This window comes from Streptomyces sp. NPDC092952 (assembly GCF_044754785.1).
Classification (GTDB): Bacteria; Actinomycetota; Actinomycetes; order Streptomycetales; family Streptomycetaceae; genus Streptomyces.
The window spans coordinates 1-14,538 of sequence record NZ_JBIVPT010000024.1 but is presented as its reverse complement, the minus strand read 5'-3'; the positions used below and the strand labels follow the sequence as shown (position 1 = coordinate 14,538).

Annotated in this window: 13 protein-coding genes; 8 read left to right on the top strand and 5 right to left on the bottom strand. The window is 71.9% G+C overall.

Features of this window, described 5'->3' with window-relative positions:
* Positions 1 to 49: 49 nt before the first annotated feature.
* The gene (locus ACIQGQ_RS33170; protein ID WP_402403096.1) at positions 50 to 1,339 is read right to left on the bottom strand and encodes an ion channel protein; all 1,290 of its coding nucleotides are present in this window, start codon (positions 1,337 to 1,339) and stop codon (positions 50 to 52) included.
* A gap of 145 nt (positions 1,340 to 1,484) precedes the next feature.
* Here ACIQGQ_RS33170 and ACIQGQ_RS33165 point away from each other — a divergent pair, with 145 nt between their 5' ends.
* Positions 1,485 to 2,258 (top strand): MerR family transcriptional regulator, encoded by a 774-nt coding sequence (locus ACIQGQ_RS33165; protein WP_402403093.1) that lies wholly within the window; start codon positions 1,485 to 1,487, stop codon positions 2,256 to 2,258.
* Positions 2,259 to 2,306: 48 nt separating this feature from the next.
* On the opposite strand, the gene ACIQGQ_RS33160 is transcribed toward ACIQGQ_RS33165, so the two are convergent.
* A complete protein-coding gene (locus ACIQGQ_RS33160; RefSeq protein WP_402403091.1) occupies positions 2,307 to 2,672 on the bottom strand; it encodes a YbjQ family protein in 366 nt (121 codons plus the stop codon).
* Positions 2,673 to 2,863: 191 nt separating this feature from the next.
* Here ACIQGQ_RS33160 and ACIQGQ_RS33155 point away from each other — a divergent pair, with 191 nt between their 5' ends.
* Positions 2,864 to 3,562 carry a DedA family protein gene (locus ACIQGQ_RS33155; protein WP_402403088.1) on the top strand — a complete coding sequence of 233 codons (699 nt, stop codon included), beginning with the start codon at positions 2,864 to 2,866 and terminating at the stop codon, positions 3,560 to 3,562.
* Positions 3,563 to 3,584: 22 nt separating this feature from the next.
* On the opposite strand, the gene ACIQGQ_RS33150 is transcribed toward ACIQGQ_RS33155, so the two are convergent.
* Together ACIQGQ_RS33150 and ACIQGQ_RS33145 are read right to left on the bottom strand one after the other, a co-directional pair.
* Positions 3,585 to 5,282: a threonine/serine exporter ThrE family protein gene (locus ACIQGQ_RS33150; protein ID WP_402403085.1), complete on the bottom strand. Its 1,698-nt coding sequence runs from the start codon at positions 5,280 to 5,282 to the stop codon at positions 3,585 to 3,587.
* Positions 5,283 to 5,463: 181 nt separating this feature from the next.
* The gene (locus ACIQGQ_RS33145) at positions 5,464 to 5,958 is read right to left on the bottom strand and encodes an inorganic diphosphatase (RefSeq protein ID WP_351518875.1); all 495 of its coding nucleotides are present in this window, start codon (positions 5,956 to 5,958) and stop codon (positions 5,464 to 5,466) included.
* A gap of 86 nt (positions 5,959 to 6,044) precedes the next feature.
* On the opposite strand from ACIQGQ_RS33145, the gene dacB reads away from it, so the two are divergent.
* The 6 genes from dacB (at position 6,045) to folE (ending at position 13,658) form a co-directional block, all read left to right on the top strand.
* Positions 6,045 to 7,535 (top strand): D-alanyl-D-alanine carboxypeptidase/D-alanyl-D-alanine-endopeptidase, encoded by a 1,491-nt coding sequence (gene dacB, locus ACIQGQ_RS33140; protein WP_402403082.1) that lies wholly within the window; start codon positions 6,045 to 6,047, stop codon positions 7,533 to 7,535.
* A 54-nt stretch (positions 7,536 to 7,589) separates the two neighbouring features.
* On the top strand, positions 7,590 to 8,723 hold the full coding sequence (locus tag ACIQGQ_RS33135) for a zinc-dependent metalloprotease (protein ID WP_402403080.1): 1,134 nt from the start codon (positions 7,590 to 7,592) through the stop codon (positions 8,721 to 8,723).
* Positions 8,724 to 8,920: 197 nt separating this feature from the next.
* Positions 8,921 to 10,003 (top strand): tRNA lysidine(34) synthetase TilS, encoded by a 1,083-nt coding sequence (gene tilS / locus ACIQGQ_RS33130; RefSeq protein WP_402403077.1) that lies wholly within the window; start codon positions 8,921 to 8,923, stop codon positions 10,001 to 10,003.
* 99 nt (positions 10,004 to 10,102) lie between these two features.
* Positions 10,103 to 10,642: a hypoxanthine phosphoribosyltransferase gene (hpt, locus tag ACIQGQ_RS33125; RefSeq protein ID WP_352275807.1), complete on the top strand. Its 540-nt coding sequence runs from the start codon at positions 10,103 to 10,105 to the stop codon at positions 10,640 to 10,642.
* Between the two features lie 227 nt (positions 10,643 to 10,869).
* A complete protein-coding gene (gene ftsH / locus ACIQGQ_RS33120; protein WP_402403074.1) occupies positions 10,870 to 12,900 on the top strand; it encodes an ATP-dependent zinc metalloprotease FtsH in 2,031 nt (676 codons plus the stop codon).
* Between the two features lie 152 nt (positions 12,901 to 13,052).
* Positions 13,053 to 13,658, top strand: coding sequence for a GTP cyclohydrolase I FolE (gene folE / locus ACIQGQ_RS33115; RefSeq protein ID WP_366298690.1), 606 nt, complete (start codon positions 13,053 to 13,055; stop codon positions 13,656 to 13,658).
* A 27-nt stretch (positions 13,659 to 13,685) separates the two neighbouring features.
* On the opposite strand, the gene ACIQGQ_RS33110 is transcribed toward folE, so the two are convergent.
* Complete coding sequence (locus tag ACIQGQ_RS33110; protein ID WP_402403070.1) at positions 13,686 to 14,168, bottom strand: DUF3180 domain-containing protein; 483 nt, start codon at positions 14,166 to 14,168, stop codon at positions 13,686 to 13,688.
* Between the last annotated feature and the right edge of the window lie 370 nt (positions 14,169 to 14,538).

Below are 14,538 nucleotides of genomic sequence, written 5' to 3'. Positions count from 1 at the left end.
ATGCGACGATACGGAAGGTCCGGAGATCCGTCGCGCCGGGCGCGGCGCCTCACCTCAGCGGCGTACCGTCCTCGGCGAGCTGCATCTGCGGCCGCCCGGTCACCAGCAGCCAGGCGGGCAGCGAGGCCACGCAGAGGATCGGCAGCACCGCCGCGTCCCCGGCCAGCACCGCCGCGGTGAACAGGCTCAGCCAGCCCTGCCGGGTGATGGCCAGCAGCACCCCCAGCACCCCGCAGGTCACCGCCAGGGCCACCGGCACCGCCCCGACCAGGGCGTGGGCGCACAGCCCCAGTGAGGCACCCACGAAGACGGCCGGGAAGATCCGCCCGCCCCGGAAGCCGCAGCTCGCCGCCGTCAGCAGGGCGGCCGCCTTCACCACGGCCATGACGGCGAACTGCCCGGCCGACCAGCCGCCCGGGTCGGCGGCCAGCTCCCGCACCTCGTCGAGCCCCTTGAACAGCGTCAGCCGCCCGCCCAGCGCCCCCAGCAGCCCGAGCAGCAGTCCGCCCGCGGTCAGCGCCAGCACGGTGCCCCCGGGGGAGAGCGACCGGAGGAACCGGAAGAACCGGTGGACGTATGGGAACGCGTACACCGCCAGCATCCCGAGCACCGCCCCCGCCGACGCGATCACCGTCGAGGAGAGCAGGTCGCCCCAGTGCGGGCGGTCGTAGGGCGGCAGCGACAGGTCGAAGCTGGGGTGGGCCAGCAGCGTCATGGTGAGCGCCCCCGCGGTCCCCGCGGCGAGCGGGGCGAAGAGGCGGTCCCAGAGCGCGCCGGGGCCGGGCCGGGAGGTGAGGGTCTCGGTGAGGATCAGCGCGGCGGCGACGGGGGTGCCGAAGAGGGCCCCGATGGTTCCGGCGGCGGCCAGGGCGAGCCACTGCCCGGCCGGGGTGCCGGGCAGGAGCCGGCCGCCGAGCCAGCAGGCCAGGGCGATGTTGGCGGCGGTGATCGGGTTCTCCGGGCCGAGGCTGACCCCGCCCGCCAGGGTGAGCACGGTGACCACCAGCAGCCCCGGGACCACCAGCGGCGGCAGCGGCGGGTCGACCAGCCCGGTGGTCGCCGGATCGGGGCCCGCGTGGCCGGGCACCACCAGGATCAGCACCCCGGTCACCAGCCCGCACGCGGTGAGCACGGCGACCGTCCAGAGCACGGAGTGCCGGCCCACGGAGAGCGCGTCGGGCAGCGTCTCCCAGAGCACGTCCTGGAACCGCTCGGCGAGCAGGCTGACGCCCAGCAGGACGAGCGCGCTCAGCACCCCGACGGCCAGTGCGGGCACGATGGCGGGCAGCAGCCGGCGTACGGGGGTGGAGGCCGCGGCGGCGGGGGATTCGGTGACCACCGGCCCACGATAGAGGCGTAAAAGCCGCATAACGCCATGAACCGCGCCGGGTGGGGGAACAGGCTTGCACCTCACGCCGCGTCAGGACCGAGGCTCGGAACAGTCCCGAGGGACATACCCGATCGGAGAAGGGAGCGGGGCAGCCATGGACTACTCCGTGGGACAGGTCGCCGGATTCGCCGGGGTCACGGTGCGCACCCTGCACCACTACGACGGCATCGGACTGCTCTCGCCCACCGGGCGCAGCCGGGCCGGGCACCGCCGCTACGGCGACGACGACCTCGACCGGCTCCAGCAGATCCTGTTCTACCGGGAGCTGGGCTTCCCGCTCGACGAGATCGCGGTACTGCTCGACGATCCGGGTGCGGACCCGCAGCGGCACCTGCACCGCCAGCACCGACTGCTGACCGAGCGGATCGCCGAACTCCGGAAGATGGCCGAGGCCGTCGAGAAAGCGATGGAGGCGCGGAAGATGGGCATCAACCTCACGCCCGAGGAGAAGTTCGAGGTCTTCGGGGACAAGGACCCCGAGGCGCACGCGGAGGAGGCCGAGCAGCGCTGGGGCGGCACCGCCGAGTACGCCGAGTCGCAGCGCCGGGCCGCCCGGTACACCAAGGACGACTGGAAGCGGATGAAGGCCGAGGTCGACGAGTGGACCGCGGCCTACGTGGCCCTGATGGAGGCCGGCGAACCGGCCACCGGCGAGCGCGCCATGGACCTGGCCGAGGCCCACCGGCACCACGTCACCGGCTGGTTCCACGAGTGCGGCACCGAGATGCACCGCGGCCTCGCCGAGATGTACGTCTCCGATCCGAGGTTCCGCGCGTTCTACGACGGGATGCGGCCGGGCCTGGCCGAGCACCTGCGGGACGCGATCATGGCCAACGCCCGGCGTATCGAGGACGGCGCCCGGGGGTGAGGCGTCCCGGGGCGGGCGCCGTCCGCGCCCGCCCCGGCGGCGCCCCGCTCACTCCTTGCCGATCACGGCCGCCGTACCGTAGGCGCACACCTCCGTGCCCACGTCGGCGGCCTCGGTCACGTCGAAGCGCATCATCAGCACCGCGTTGGCGCCGCGGGCCCGCGCCTGCTCGATGAGCCGGTCCATCGCCTGGTTGCGGGTCTCCACCAGGGTCTTGGTCAGCCCTTTCAGCTCGCCGCCGATCATCGACTTCAGCCCGGCGCCGATCTGGCTGCCCAGATGGCGGGAGCGCACGGTCAGGCCGAAGACCTCGCCGATCACCCGCGTCACCCGGTACCCCGGTACGTCGTTCGTCGTCACGACCAGGACGTCCGACTGGCCCGTCTGTCCGCCGCCGTATTCCTCAATGCCCATCGTCCGGCACCTCCTGGAGGACAGCTTTGCCCGGCTTGTTGTGATGCGCACCCCGGGTGGAGCGGTGCGCCGCTCCCCGTGGGGCATCTGGAACCCGGCGGTGTCATCGTGCGTTGATAGCTTTGGGCGGCCACGCCGCCGCAGCGGCCGTGCAGCCGCACCTCGACGACCTATTCCTGGAGCCCGGACCCTTGAACACGCTTGCGCTCGGACCGAGCTGGCTGGACCCGGACCATCTGATCAACACCTTCGGGCTTCCCGGCGTCCTCCTCATCGTCTTCGCCGAGTCCGGACTGCTGATCGGTTTCTTCCTCCCCGGCGACTCGCTCCTGTTCACCACGGGCCTCCTGGTGACCACGGGCCAGCTGAAGACCCCGCTCTGGCTGGTCTGCCTGCTGGTGGCGCTGGCGGCGATCATCGGTGACCAGGTGGGCTACCTCTTCGGCCGCAAGGTCGGCCCCGCGCTCTTCAGCCGCCCCGACTCCCGCCTCTTCAAGCAGGAGAACGTGGAGAAGGCCCACGACTTCTTCGAGAAGTACGGGCCCAAGTCGCTGATCCTGGCCCGCTTCGTGCCCGTGGTCCGTACGTTCACGCCGATCATCGCCGGTGTGAGCCGGATGAACTACCGCTCGTTCATCATCTTCAACATCATCGGCGGCATCCTCTGGGGCGTCGGCGTCACCCTGCTCGGCTCGGCCCTCGGCAAGATCGACTTCGTCCACGAGAACATCGAGGCGATGCTCATCCTGATCGTGCTCATCTCGGTGGTGCCGATCGCGATCGAGTTCCTGCGGGCCCGCTCCAAGTCGAAGAAGGAAGCGGCCGCGGCCGACGCCGAGGGCACCCCGGCCCACCCGCAGCCCCAGCGCGGCCGCCACGCCAAGCGCTGAGACCGCCCCTCGGGGTACGGGGTCAGAAGCCGCGCGTCCGCTTGGCCGCGCGGCGCCCCGCCCCGCCGACCGCTCCCGGCACCCGCATGAACAGCCGGGAGATCTCGCCCCCCAGGTTCACCCCGATCGCGATGGCCAGCGCGGTGGCCACCGCCGTCGACAGCGAGGCCAGCCCCGTGTTCACCCGCCCCTGGGCCACGGCCAGCAGACCGAAGTACGTGGCCGAACCGGGCAGCAGCGGCCCGATCGCCGCCGTGATGAACGGCAGCGACGAGGTCGACCGGTAGCGCGAGAGCATCTGCCCGAACAGCCCCACCAGCCCGGCCGCCGTCGCCGTGGCCGCCACCGGCGAGATGCCGCCGGTCCGGGCCATCGCCCCGTAGACCACCCAGGCCACCGCGCCGTTCAGCGTCACCGCCAGCACCGTGGACCGGTCCTGCTGCAACAGGATCGCGAAGGCGAAGCAGAGCGCCATCGACGCCAGGATCTGCACCACCGGCCGGTCGTGCGGCACGAACCGGGCCTCCGGATTCAGCTGGGCGCCCAGCTGGAGCCCCAGGTACAGCGCCAGCAGCACCCCGAGGACGATCCCGATGAAGAGGTACATCACCTCCAGCAGCCGGGCCGCCGCGGTGATGTAGAAACCGGTCAGCCCGTCCTGCACCCCCGCCACCAGCGCCCGCCCCGGCAGCAGCGCGAACAGCCCACCGGTGATCACCGCGGACGGGCGCACGTCCGACCAGTGGGTGAGCGTCAGCGCCACCCCCATCGCGGCCGGCGGCATCGCCGCCACCACGAACTGGTAGAACTCCGGCAGCCCCCGCCCGGCGCACAGCCAGGCGAGCCGGTCGCCGAGCATCGCGCCGAGCGCCGCCACCAGGAACACCACCACATCACCGCCGACCAGCACCGACGCCGCCCCGGCGAGCCCGCCACCGGCCAGCGTCAGCACCCAGCCCGAGTACGGGTGCCGATTGCGCCGGATCTCCGCCAGCCGCCGGTAGGCGTCCTCCAGCGAGACCTCGACGTCCTCCGTGGTGATGTCGTCTATCAGCCGGAAGACGGCGGCCAACCGGGTGTAGTCGGTGCCCCGGCGGCGCACGGTACGGCTCGCCGTCACCGGGTCGTCGACCAGCGACGGCTGGTACGAGATCGACAGCAGGGTGAAGGTGACCGTGGGCTCCGAGCGGTCCAGGCCGTAGCTGCGGGTCACCGCGAACATGGCCGCCTCGACGTCCTCGGCGCCCTCGCCGCCCGCCAGCAGCAGCTCCCCGATGCGCAGCGTCAGGTCGAGCACCCGGGGCACCGCCGGGCCCGTCTCGTCGTCCTTCTGCGCCTGCTCCGGCGCCGGGCGCTCGGCGACCGGCATCCGCAGCATCGTGCGCATCCGGTCCTGCCAGGGCGCCTCCTGGCTCAGCCGGATCATCGGGCTGCCGTGCGCCGGAGTGAAGGCCGGCGGCGAGTGCTGCGCGCTGTACGTGCTCGGCGGGGCGAAGGCGGAACCGATCGTGTCCGAACCCGGCTCGGACCCCGAAGCGGAACCCGGACCCGAGCCCGTGGACTCGTTCACCAACCCCGCCGGAATGGCGAATTCCGAGGTCGGGTGGTCGTCCTCGGCCGGGGTCGCGCGCCGCTCCACCCCGGCCGGCGGGGCGAAGGCGCTGCGTGCCTCGTCGGACTGGGGCTTCTGGTCCTCCTGACCGCCCTGTTCCGCCACCACTCGACCTCGTTCCTCGCCGTACCGGCTCTGTCCGAGCCCAGTATGGCCATCACCCCCCACCGGGGCGGGAAGCGGGCCGGGGCGGACACGCGAAACGGGCGGCACCCCGCCGGAGATGTCCGGAAGAGGTACCGCCCGCCCCTGCGGAACCGCGTAAGCGGAACCGCTCACGACCCTCGGGTCAGTGCGCGCCGCCCTGCGCCTCAAGACGCTTGTAGGAGGCCTCGATCTCGGCCTCGGCCTCGGCGCGGCCGACCCAGTCGGCGCCCTCGACGGACTTGCCCGGCTCCAGGTCCTTGTAGACCTCGAAGAAGTGCTGGATCTCCAGGCGGTCGAACTCCGACACGTGGTGGATGTCGCGCAGGTGCTCCACCCGGGGGTCGGAGGCCGGCACGCACAGCAGCTTGTCGTCGCCGCCGGCCTCGTCCGTCATCCGGAACATGCCGATGGCGCGGCACTTGATGAGGCAGCCGGGGAAGGTCGGCTCGTCCAGCAGGACCAGCGCGTCCAGCGGGTCGCCGTCCTCGCCGAGGGTGTTCTCGACGAAGCCGTAGTCCGCCGGGTAGCTGGTCGAGGTGAAGAGTCGACGGTCCAGGCGGATCCGACCGGTCTCGTGGTCCACCTCGTACTTGTTCCGCGAACCCTTCGGGATCTCGATGGTGACGTCGAACTCCACGGGTGGCTCCTCCATGATCAACACATACGACTGGTGATTAAGTGTCCCCCACGCAGATGTGTGCTCGCGAAAGGGGCTGGTCAACGGTGGACGAGCCGGTGAAGAGACCGTCGGTCGATCCGCTGGACAAGCTGATCCGGCTCACCCGACGGGGCGGGGCGGTCAGGTTGACGCGACTGAACGACCGGCAGTTCACCGCCGTCTCCGCCGGCCTCGGTCTGGTGCTCGCGGCCGGCGTCGTCCTTGCCGCCGGCCCGTGGGACTCGGGTCAGCGTAAGGCCGAGGCGGACCGGGCGGTCGCGTGGAGCCGAACAGGTGGCGCAGATCACGGGAGCGCCGAGGCGTCCGGCCCGAAACCCGCCCCCAGCGCCCCGCCCGTCCTCACGGCACTGACCGCCACCGCGGGCAACGCCGCCCCCGGCGCCCGCACCGCGCCCGACGCCGCCGCGCTCCGCGCCGCGCTCGGACCGCTGCTGAAGGACCCCGCCCTGGGCGACCGGCGCGCCGCCGTCGTCATCGACACGGCGAGCGGCGAGCGGCTGTACGGGAAGGGCGCGGGCACGCCCATGACCCCCGCGTCCACCGTCAAGATCGCCACCACGGTCGCCGCGCTGAGCGCCCTGGGCCCCGAGCACCGCATCGCCACCACCGTCCGGGCCACCGCCGACCACCGCACCCTCACCCTGGTCGGCGGCGGCGACCCCACCCTCGACCGGGCCGCCCTGCGCGCCCTGGCCGCCACCACCGCCCGCACCCTCAAGGAGAACGGCGTCACCAGGGCCCGCCTGACGTACGACACCTCCCGCTACTCCGGCCCGGCCCGGCACCCGATCGGCCCCAACGAGAACCTCGCCCCCCTCAGCGCCCTGATGACCGACGAGGGCCGCCTCGACCACAGCGACAGCGGCCCCGCCCCGCGCACCGACGACCCGGCCGGCGACACCGCCCGCACCTTCGCGCGGCTCCTCCACGACGCCGGGATCACCACCGCCGCCCCGAAGCACGGCCGCGCCCCCGCCGCGTCCCGCCAGGTCGCCGAGCACCTCTCGGCCCCGCTCTCCGCCCTGGTCGAACGCGCCCTGACCAACAGCGACAACGACATCGCCGAGGCCCTCGCCCGGCAGACCGCCCTCGCCTCCGGCGAACCCGCCGACTTCGCCGGCTCCCGACGCGCCGTCACCGCCCGCCTGCAGAAGCTCCGGCTGCCGCTGACCGGCGCCGTCCTCGCCGACGGCAGCGGACTCGACCGCGACGACCGGGTCACCGCCGGACTGCTCGCCGGCCTCCTCGCCCGCGCCGCCGACCCCGACCACCCCGAACTCCGCCCCGTCCTCACCGGCCTCCCCGTCGCCGGATTCACCGGCACGCTCAGCGACCGCTACACCGGCAAGTCCCGGGGCCCCGGCCTGATCCGCGCCAAGACCGGCACCCTCACCGGGGTGAACACCCTCGCCGGAACGGTCGTCGACCGCCGGGGACGGCTGCTCGCCTTCGCCTTCCTGGCCTCCGGCACCACCTCCCCGACCGAGGCCCAGAACGCCCTCGACCGGCTCGCCTCCGCCCTCGGCGACGCCTGATCCGCGGCGTCCGACACCTCACCGCGGACGGGCCCGAGCACGTACGGTTGACGCATGACGAGCATCGGTGGAGCCGAGATGGTCGACTGGAACCTCGCGGTCGCGACCGCGACCCGGCTGGTGCGCCCGGGGCCGGAGATCAGCCGCGAGGAGGCCCGCGAGGTCGTCGCCGAGCTCCGCCGCCACGCCAAGGCCTCGGAGGAGCACGTCCGTTCCTTCACCCGGATGATCCCGGAGGGGGCCGAGCCGGAGGACACCCCGGTCCTGGTCGTGGACCGGGCGGGCTGGATCAGGGCCAACGTGGCGGGCTTCCGCGAGCTGCTCCGCCCGCTGCTGGGCAAGATGAGCGACCGCCGCCCGTCCGGCCCCGGCGGCGCGGTCATCGGCGCCGTCGGCGGCAAGGTCACCGGCGTCGAGGTCGGCATGCTGCTGTCGTTCCTGGCCTCCCGCGTCCTCGGCCAGTACGAGACCTTCGCCCCGGCCACCCGAGAGCTCCCCGCCGGGACCGACGGCGGCGGCCGGCTGCTGCTCGTCGCCCCCAACATCGTGCACGTCGAGCGCGAACTGGACGTCGACCCGCACGACTTCCGGCTCTGGGTCGCCCTCCACGAGGAGACCCACCGCACCCAGTTCACCGGCGTCCCCTGGCTCCGCGACCACCTCCAGGGCGAGATCCAGTCATTCCTCGACGAGACCGACGTCGACCCGGCGACCCTGCTGGAACGGCTCCGCGAGGCCGCCCAGTCCCTCGCCGGCGGCCGCCCCGAGGGCGAGGACGGCGAGGACGACGGCCGCAGCCTCGTCGAACTCGTCCAGACCCCCGGCCAGCGCGAGATCCTCGGCCGCCTCACCGCCGTGATGTCCCTGCTCGAAGGCCACGCCGACTACGTGATGGACGGCGTCGGCCCCGAGGTCGTCTCCTCCGTCGCCGAGATCCGAGAGAAGTTCCAGCAGCGCCGGGCACGCGGCGCCGGCCGCCTCGACCAGGCCCTGCGCAGGCTCCTCGGCCTCGACGCCAAGCTCCGCCAGTACCGCGACGGCGAACGGTTCGTCCGCGCCGTCGTCGACGAGGTCGGCATGGACGGCTTCAACCGGGTCTGGACCTCGCCGAACACCCTGCCCACCAAGGCGGAGATCGCGAAACCGGCGGACTGGATCGCGCGGGTGCACCGCAGGGCGGACTCCTGACCGCCACCGGCCCGACGACGGGCGACAGCGAGCGAACGCGCGGGTAATCACCCATCCGAGGGACCGTTGGCGCAGGGAAAGGCGTGCAATGCTCGATGGACGGCCTGCCTCTGTCACCATCGACGCACTCTGAGTGACGGCACATTCCCGTCCGCCACTTCGAGGCGCCTCCCCGAACTCCACGAAGGGCACCGGACATGGGTCCTCATCCCGCGGTCGCGGCGATACGCCTGGCGGTCCGCCGCGTACTCCACGACGTACTCACCGAACACACCCGGAGCGCCGGCCCCGACCGGCGCACCCCGCACCCCGAGCTCGCCGAAGCCGGTGCGGGCAGACAGCGCCCCGCCCTCCCCGAACGCCCCGACGCCCCGCTGGTGCTGGTGGCCTGTTCCGGCGGCGCCGACTCCATGGCGCTCGCCTCCGCCCTCGCCTTCGAGGCCCCCAAACTCTCCGTCCGCGCCGGCGGCATCACCGTCGACCACGGCCTCCAGGCCGGCTCCGACACCCGGGCCGCCGAGGTCGTCGAACGCCTCACCGCCATGCGCCTCGACCCGGTCGAGGCCGTCGCCGTGCGCGTCGGCCACGACGGCGGACCCGAGGCCGCCGCCCGCGAAGCCCGCTACGCCGCCCTCGACGCCGCCGCCGAGCGGCACGGCGCCGCCGCCGTCCTCCTCGGACACACCCGCGACGACCAGGCGGAGACCGTGCTCCTCGGCCTCGCCCGCGGCTCCGGCATCCGCTCGCTCTCCGGCATGGCCGCCGCCTCCGGACCGGCCGGCCGCTACCGCCGCCCCTTCCTCCAGCTCGACCGCCAGACCGCCCGCACGGCCTGCCTGGCCCAGTCCCTGCCCGTCTGGGACGACCCGCACAACACCGACCCCGCCTACACCCGCTCCCGGCTCCGCCACGAGGGCCTGCCCGCCCTGGAGAAGGCGCTCGGCAAGGGCGTCGTCGAGGCCCTGGCCCGCACCGCCCAGCTCTCCCGCGACGACGCCGACGCGCTGGACACCTGGGCCGCCGAGGCCGACCGCGCCGTACGCGACGAGGCGGGCCGCCTGGAATGCGCCAAGCTCTACGCACTGCCGCCCGCGGTACGCCGCCGGGTGCTGCGCCGGGCCGTGATGGAGGCCGGCTCCCCGGCCGGTTCGCTCTTCGCCCGGCACATCGAGGAGGTCGACCGTCTGATCACCGGCTGGCGCGGCCAACGGGCCATCAACCTGCCCGGACGCGTCGAGGCCATGCGCCAGGGTGGCAGACTGGTCATTCGGCAGAGCTGAATCACCAGCGGCCGACACGCAGGAGAGCGGCCGCGCCGGAGCGGGGCGGCACCCCCGAACCGGCAGGCACAGAAAGAGACGCGGGTGAACGAGAAGGACATGGGCACCGACCTCCAGGCGGTGCTCCTCACCAAGGAAGAGATCGACGCGAAGCTCGTCGAGCTGGCCGCGAAGATCGACGCGGAGTACGCGGGCAAGGACCTGCTCATCGTCGGCGTCCTCAAGGGCGCGGTGATGGTAATGGCGGACCTGGCGCGCGCGCTGTCCACCCCCGTCACCATGGACTGGATGGCCGTCTCGTCGTACGGGGCGGGCACCCAGTCCTCCGGCGTGGTCCGGATCCTCAAGGACCTGGACACCGACATCAAGGGCAGGCACGTCCTGATCGTCGAGGACATCATCGACTCCGGCCTGACCCTGTCGTGGCTGATGTCGAACCTCGGCTCGCGCGAGCCGGCCTCCCTGGAGATCTGCACCCTGCTGCGGAAGCCGGACGCGGCCAAGGTCGCGCTCGACTGCAAATGGGTCGGTTTCGACATTCCCAACGAATTCGTCGTCGGCTACGGACTCGACTACGCCGAGAAGTACCGCAACCTGCCCTTCGTCGGCACGCTCGCCCCGCACGTCTACGGCGGCTGACCTCCCCGGACCCCTCCGCCCGGCCCCCCGGGCACCCGGCGGCACCGGGACCGGCGGGCCGGGAACCTTTCACCGGATTCCCGCCGTTGGGCCTTCGGAGGCAGGTTTTGACGGACGTCCCCGGCAGCCGCGGGTGACAATGCTGGGGTACCGTCCGAAGAACAGTCTTTTCTCACAGCAGCATTTACCTACGGGCAGGAGGGACGGGGCGGATTCGCCCCGTATGGATGGACGTGAAGCGATACTTCCGTGGGCCGGTCATGTGGATCGTGCTGGCCGTCCTCGCCGTGGTCGTGTTGATGACAGTCGTCGGCTCGTCGGGCGGCTACAAATCGGTGGACACCGGCCAGGTGATCCAGGCGATCAGCAAGGACCAGGTGGCGCAGGCCAAACTGACCACCGGTGACGAACAGACCATCAAGATCGAGCTGAAGAAGGGCGCCAAGCTCCCGGACGAGTCCGGCACCAAGTTCCAGGCGAGCTACATCGGCGACCAGGGCGTCCAGCTCGCCGACACGCTGCAGAAGAAGTTCGAGAGCGGCTCGATCGACAAGGGCTACACGGTCTCGCCGTCGAAGCAGTCGCCGTTCATCTCGATCCTGCTCTCGCTGCTGCCCTTCGTCCTCATCGTGGTCGTCTTCCTGTTCCTGATGAACCAGATGCAGGGCGGCGGCTCCCGGGTCATGCAGTTCGGGAAGTCCAAGGCCAAGCTGATCACCAAGGACACGCCGAAGACGACGTTCGCCGACGTCGCGGGCTCGGACGAGGCGGTCGAGGAGCTCCAGGAGATCAAGGAGTTCCTCCAGGAGCCGGCGAAGTTCCAGGCCGTCGGCGCGAAGATCCCCAAGGGCGTCCTGCTCTACGGTCCTCCCGGTACGGGCAAGACGCTGCTCGCGCGCGCCGTGGCCGGCGAGGCGGGCGTGCCGTTCTACTCGATCTCCGGATCCGACTTCGTCGAGATGTTCGTCGGTGTCGGCGCCAGCCGGGTCCGCGACCTCTTCGAGCAGGCCAAGGCGAACGCCCCGGCGATCGTCTTCGTCGACGAGATCGACGCCGTCGGCCGCCACCGCGGCGCCGGCATGGGCGGCGGCCACGACGAGCGCGAGCAGACGCTCAACCAGCTGCTCGTCGAGATGGACGGCTTCGACGTGAAGGGCGGCGTCATCCTGATCGCCGCCACGAACCGGCCGGACATCCTCGACCCGGCGCTGCTGCGCCCGGGCCGTTTCGACCGGCAGATCGCGGTCGACCGGCCGGACATGCAGGGCCGTCTGGAGATCCTCAAGGTCCACCAGAAGGGCAAGCCGGTCGCGAAGGACGTCGACCTCGGCGCCGTCGCCCGCCGCACCCCCGGCTTCACCGGTGCCGACCTGTCGAACGTGCTCAACGAGGCCGCGCTCCTCACGGCGCGCAGCAACCAGAAGCTCATCGACAACAAGATGCTCGACGAGGCCATCGACCGCGTCGTGGCGGGCCCGCAGAAGCGGACCCGGATCATGTCCGAGAAGGAGAAGAAGATCACCGCGTACCACGAGGGCGGACACGCCCTGGTCGCGGCGGCCTCTCCCCAGGCGGACCCGGTCCACAAGATCACGATCCTCTCCCGCGGCCGCGCCCTCGGTTACACGATGGTGCTCCCGGAGGAGGACAAGTACTCCACGACGCGCAACGAGATGCTCGACCAGCTGGCGTACATGCTGGGCGGACGCGCGGCCGAGGAGCTGGTCTTCCACGACCCGACCACCGGCGCGGCCAACGACATCGAGAAGGCCACCGCCACGGCCCGCGCGATGGTCACGCAGTACGGCATGACGGAGCGGCTCGGCGCGATCAAGTTCGGCGGCGACAACACCGAGCCCTTCGTGGGCCGGGAGATGGGCCACCAGCGCGACTACTCGGAAGAGGTCGCGGCGCTCGTCGACGAAGAGGTCAAGAAGCTCATCGAGACCGCTCACAACGACGCGTGGGAGATCCTGGTCGAGAACCGGGACGTGCTGGACAACCTCGTTCTCCAGCTCCTGGAGAAGGAGACGCTGGGCAAGGAGGAGATCGCCGAGATCTTCGCCCCGATCGTGAAGCGCCCGGCCCGCCCGGCGTGGACCGGTTCCTCCCGGCGTACGCCGTCCACCCGCCCGCCGGTGCTCTCGCCCAAGGAGCTCGCGCTCACCAACGGCGCCACCACGGCGAACGGCACGGCCGTCCCCACGGACGCCGCCCCGGCCACCGAGGCGGTCCCGGAGGACCGGCCCGAGAGCTGACCCCGTTCCCCGGTGTGGCCCCTTTCACGGGGGTCCCACCGGGCCCGGAATGGAAGCCGCGCCCCCACAGGTTCTAGCCTGAGGGGGCGCGGCTATTTCGTACGCCCGTGCGGGGGTATGCGCGGGTGACAGCTCAGAGGAACGAGGCACAGATGACCGACCCGGTGACGCTGGACGGCCAGGGTTCGATCGGCGAGTTCGACGAGAAGAGGGCCGAGGCCGCAGTCCGCGAGCTCCTCATCGCCGTGGGCGAGGACCCGGACCGCGAGGGCCTCCGGGAGACCCCGGCGCGGGTGGCGCGGGCGTACAAGGAGATCTTCGCGGGGCTCCACCAGGAGCCCGAGGACGTGCTGACGACCACGTTCGACCTCGGTCACGACGAGATGGTGCTGGTCAAGGACATCGAAGTATTCAGCACCTGTGAACATCATCTGGTGCCGTTCAGGGGGGTCGCGCACGTCGGGTACATCCCGGCGACCAGCGGAAAGATCACCGGTCTCTCCAAGCTGGCCCGGCTGGTGGACGTCTACGCCCGGCGCCCGCAGGTGCAGGAGCGGCTGACCACGCAGATCGCCGAGTCCTTGATGGAGATCCTTGAGCCGCGCGGGGTCATCGTCGTCATCGAGTGCGAGCACATGTGCATGTCGATGCGGGGCATTCGCAAGCCCGGTGCCAAGACGCTGACCTCGGCGGTCCGCGGCCAGTTGCGGGATTCCGCGACGCGGGCCGAGGCGATGAGCCTGATCATGGCGCGCTGAACCGACACGGTGACGGGGCTCGGTGGCCTACGCGGTCGCCGAGTCCTTGTTCCCGTTCTCGTCCTCGGGGAGCTTGCAGATGTGCTCCAGCCAGAGGGCCGCGGCGATCACGGCGATGCCGGCGAGGACGGCGAAGCCGGCGTAGATCGCCTGGTCGCGGCGGGCGGGCTGGTCGAGGTGACCGAGGAGGAAGACGCCGGTGCCGCCGTACATGCCGGAGACCAGGGCGGCGACCAGGGCGCTGGCCTGGGCGAAGACCAGCGCGCGGGCCGCCATCAGCGGCTCGATGCCCTTGGCGCCCGGCCGGCGCTCGCGCTGGGCGCGCAGCCGGGAGCGGAGGGAGAACGCCGTGGCCAGCAGGACGACCGCGATCACCGCGAGCACGATCGGGGCGGCGAGGGGCACGCTCGGCAGGCTGCCCAGGGCGTCCCAGAGGCGGGCACCGCCCCAGGAGAGCACTCCGGCCGCGGCGAAGAGGCCGGCCAGTACCCCGAGCCTGAGTTGCTTCACCGCGTGATCCGCCCTTCGCCGCCCGTGCGGCCCTGTCGCCGGTGGCCCGTCCCGGCGTACCGTACGGGCCTTTTCCGTCGAGCCTAACGACTACTAGGGCGTGTTTCGAAAGTGGCGTCGTCTGCCCGGAGGGGAGGCCCGGGGGTGTCCGGTGCGTGCGATCGCAAGGCGGAGGGTTGCCCCGATACTGGATGTATCGGGGTGATCCCGACAACGCGGCGAGTGTGTGTGCCGGACACCCCCGGGCAGACGGGACTTTCGAAACACGCCCTAGGTGTATTGCCCTGTGAGGTTGGGGACGCGGCTGGCGGGTGGTTTGCCTGCGAGTGCGGTGTGTCCACGGTGGTGATTGTAGGTGTGCAGCCAGCCG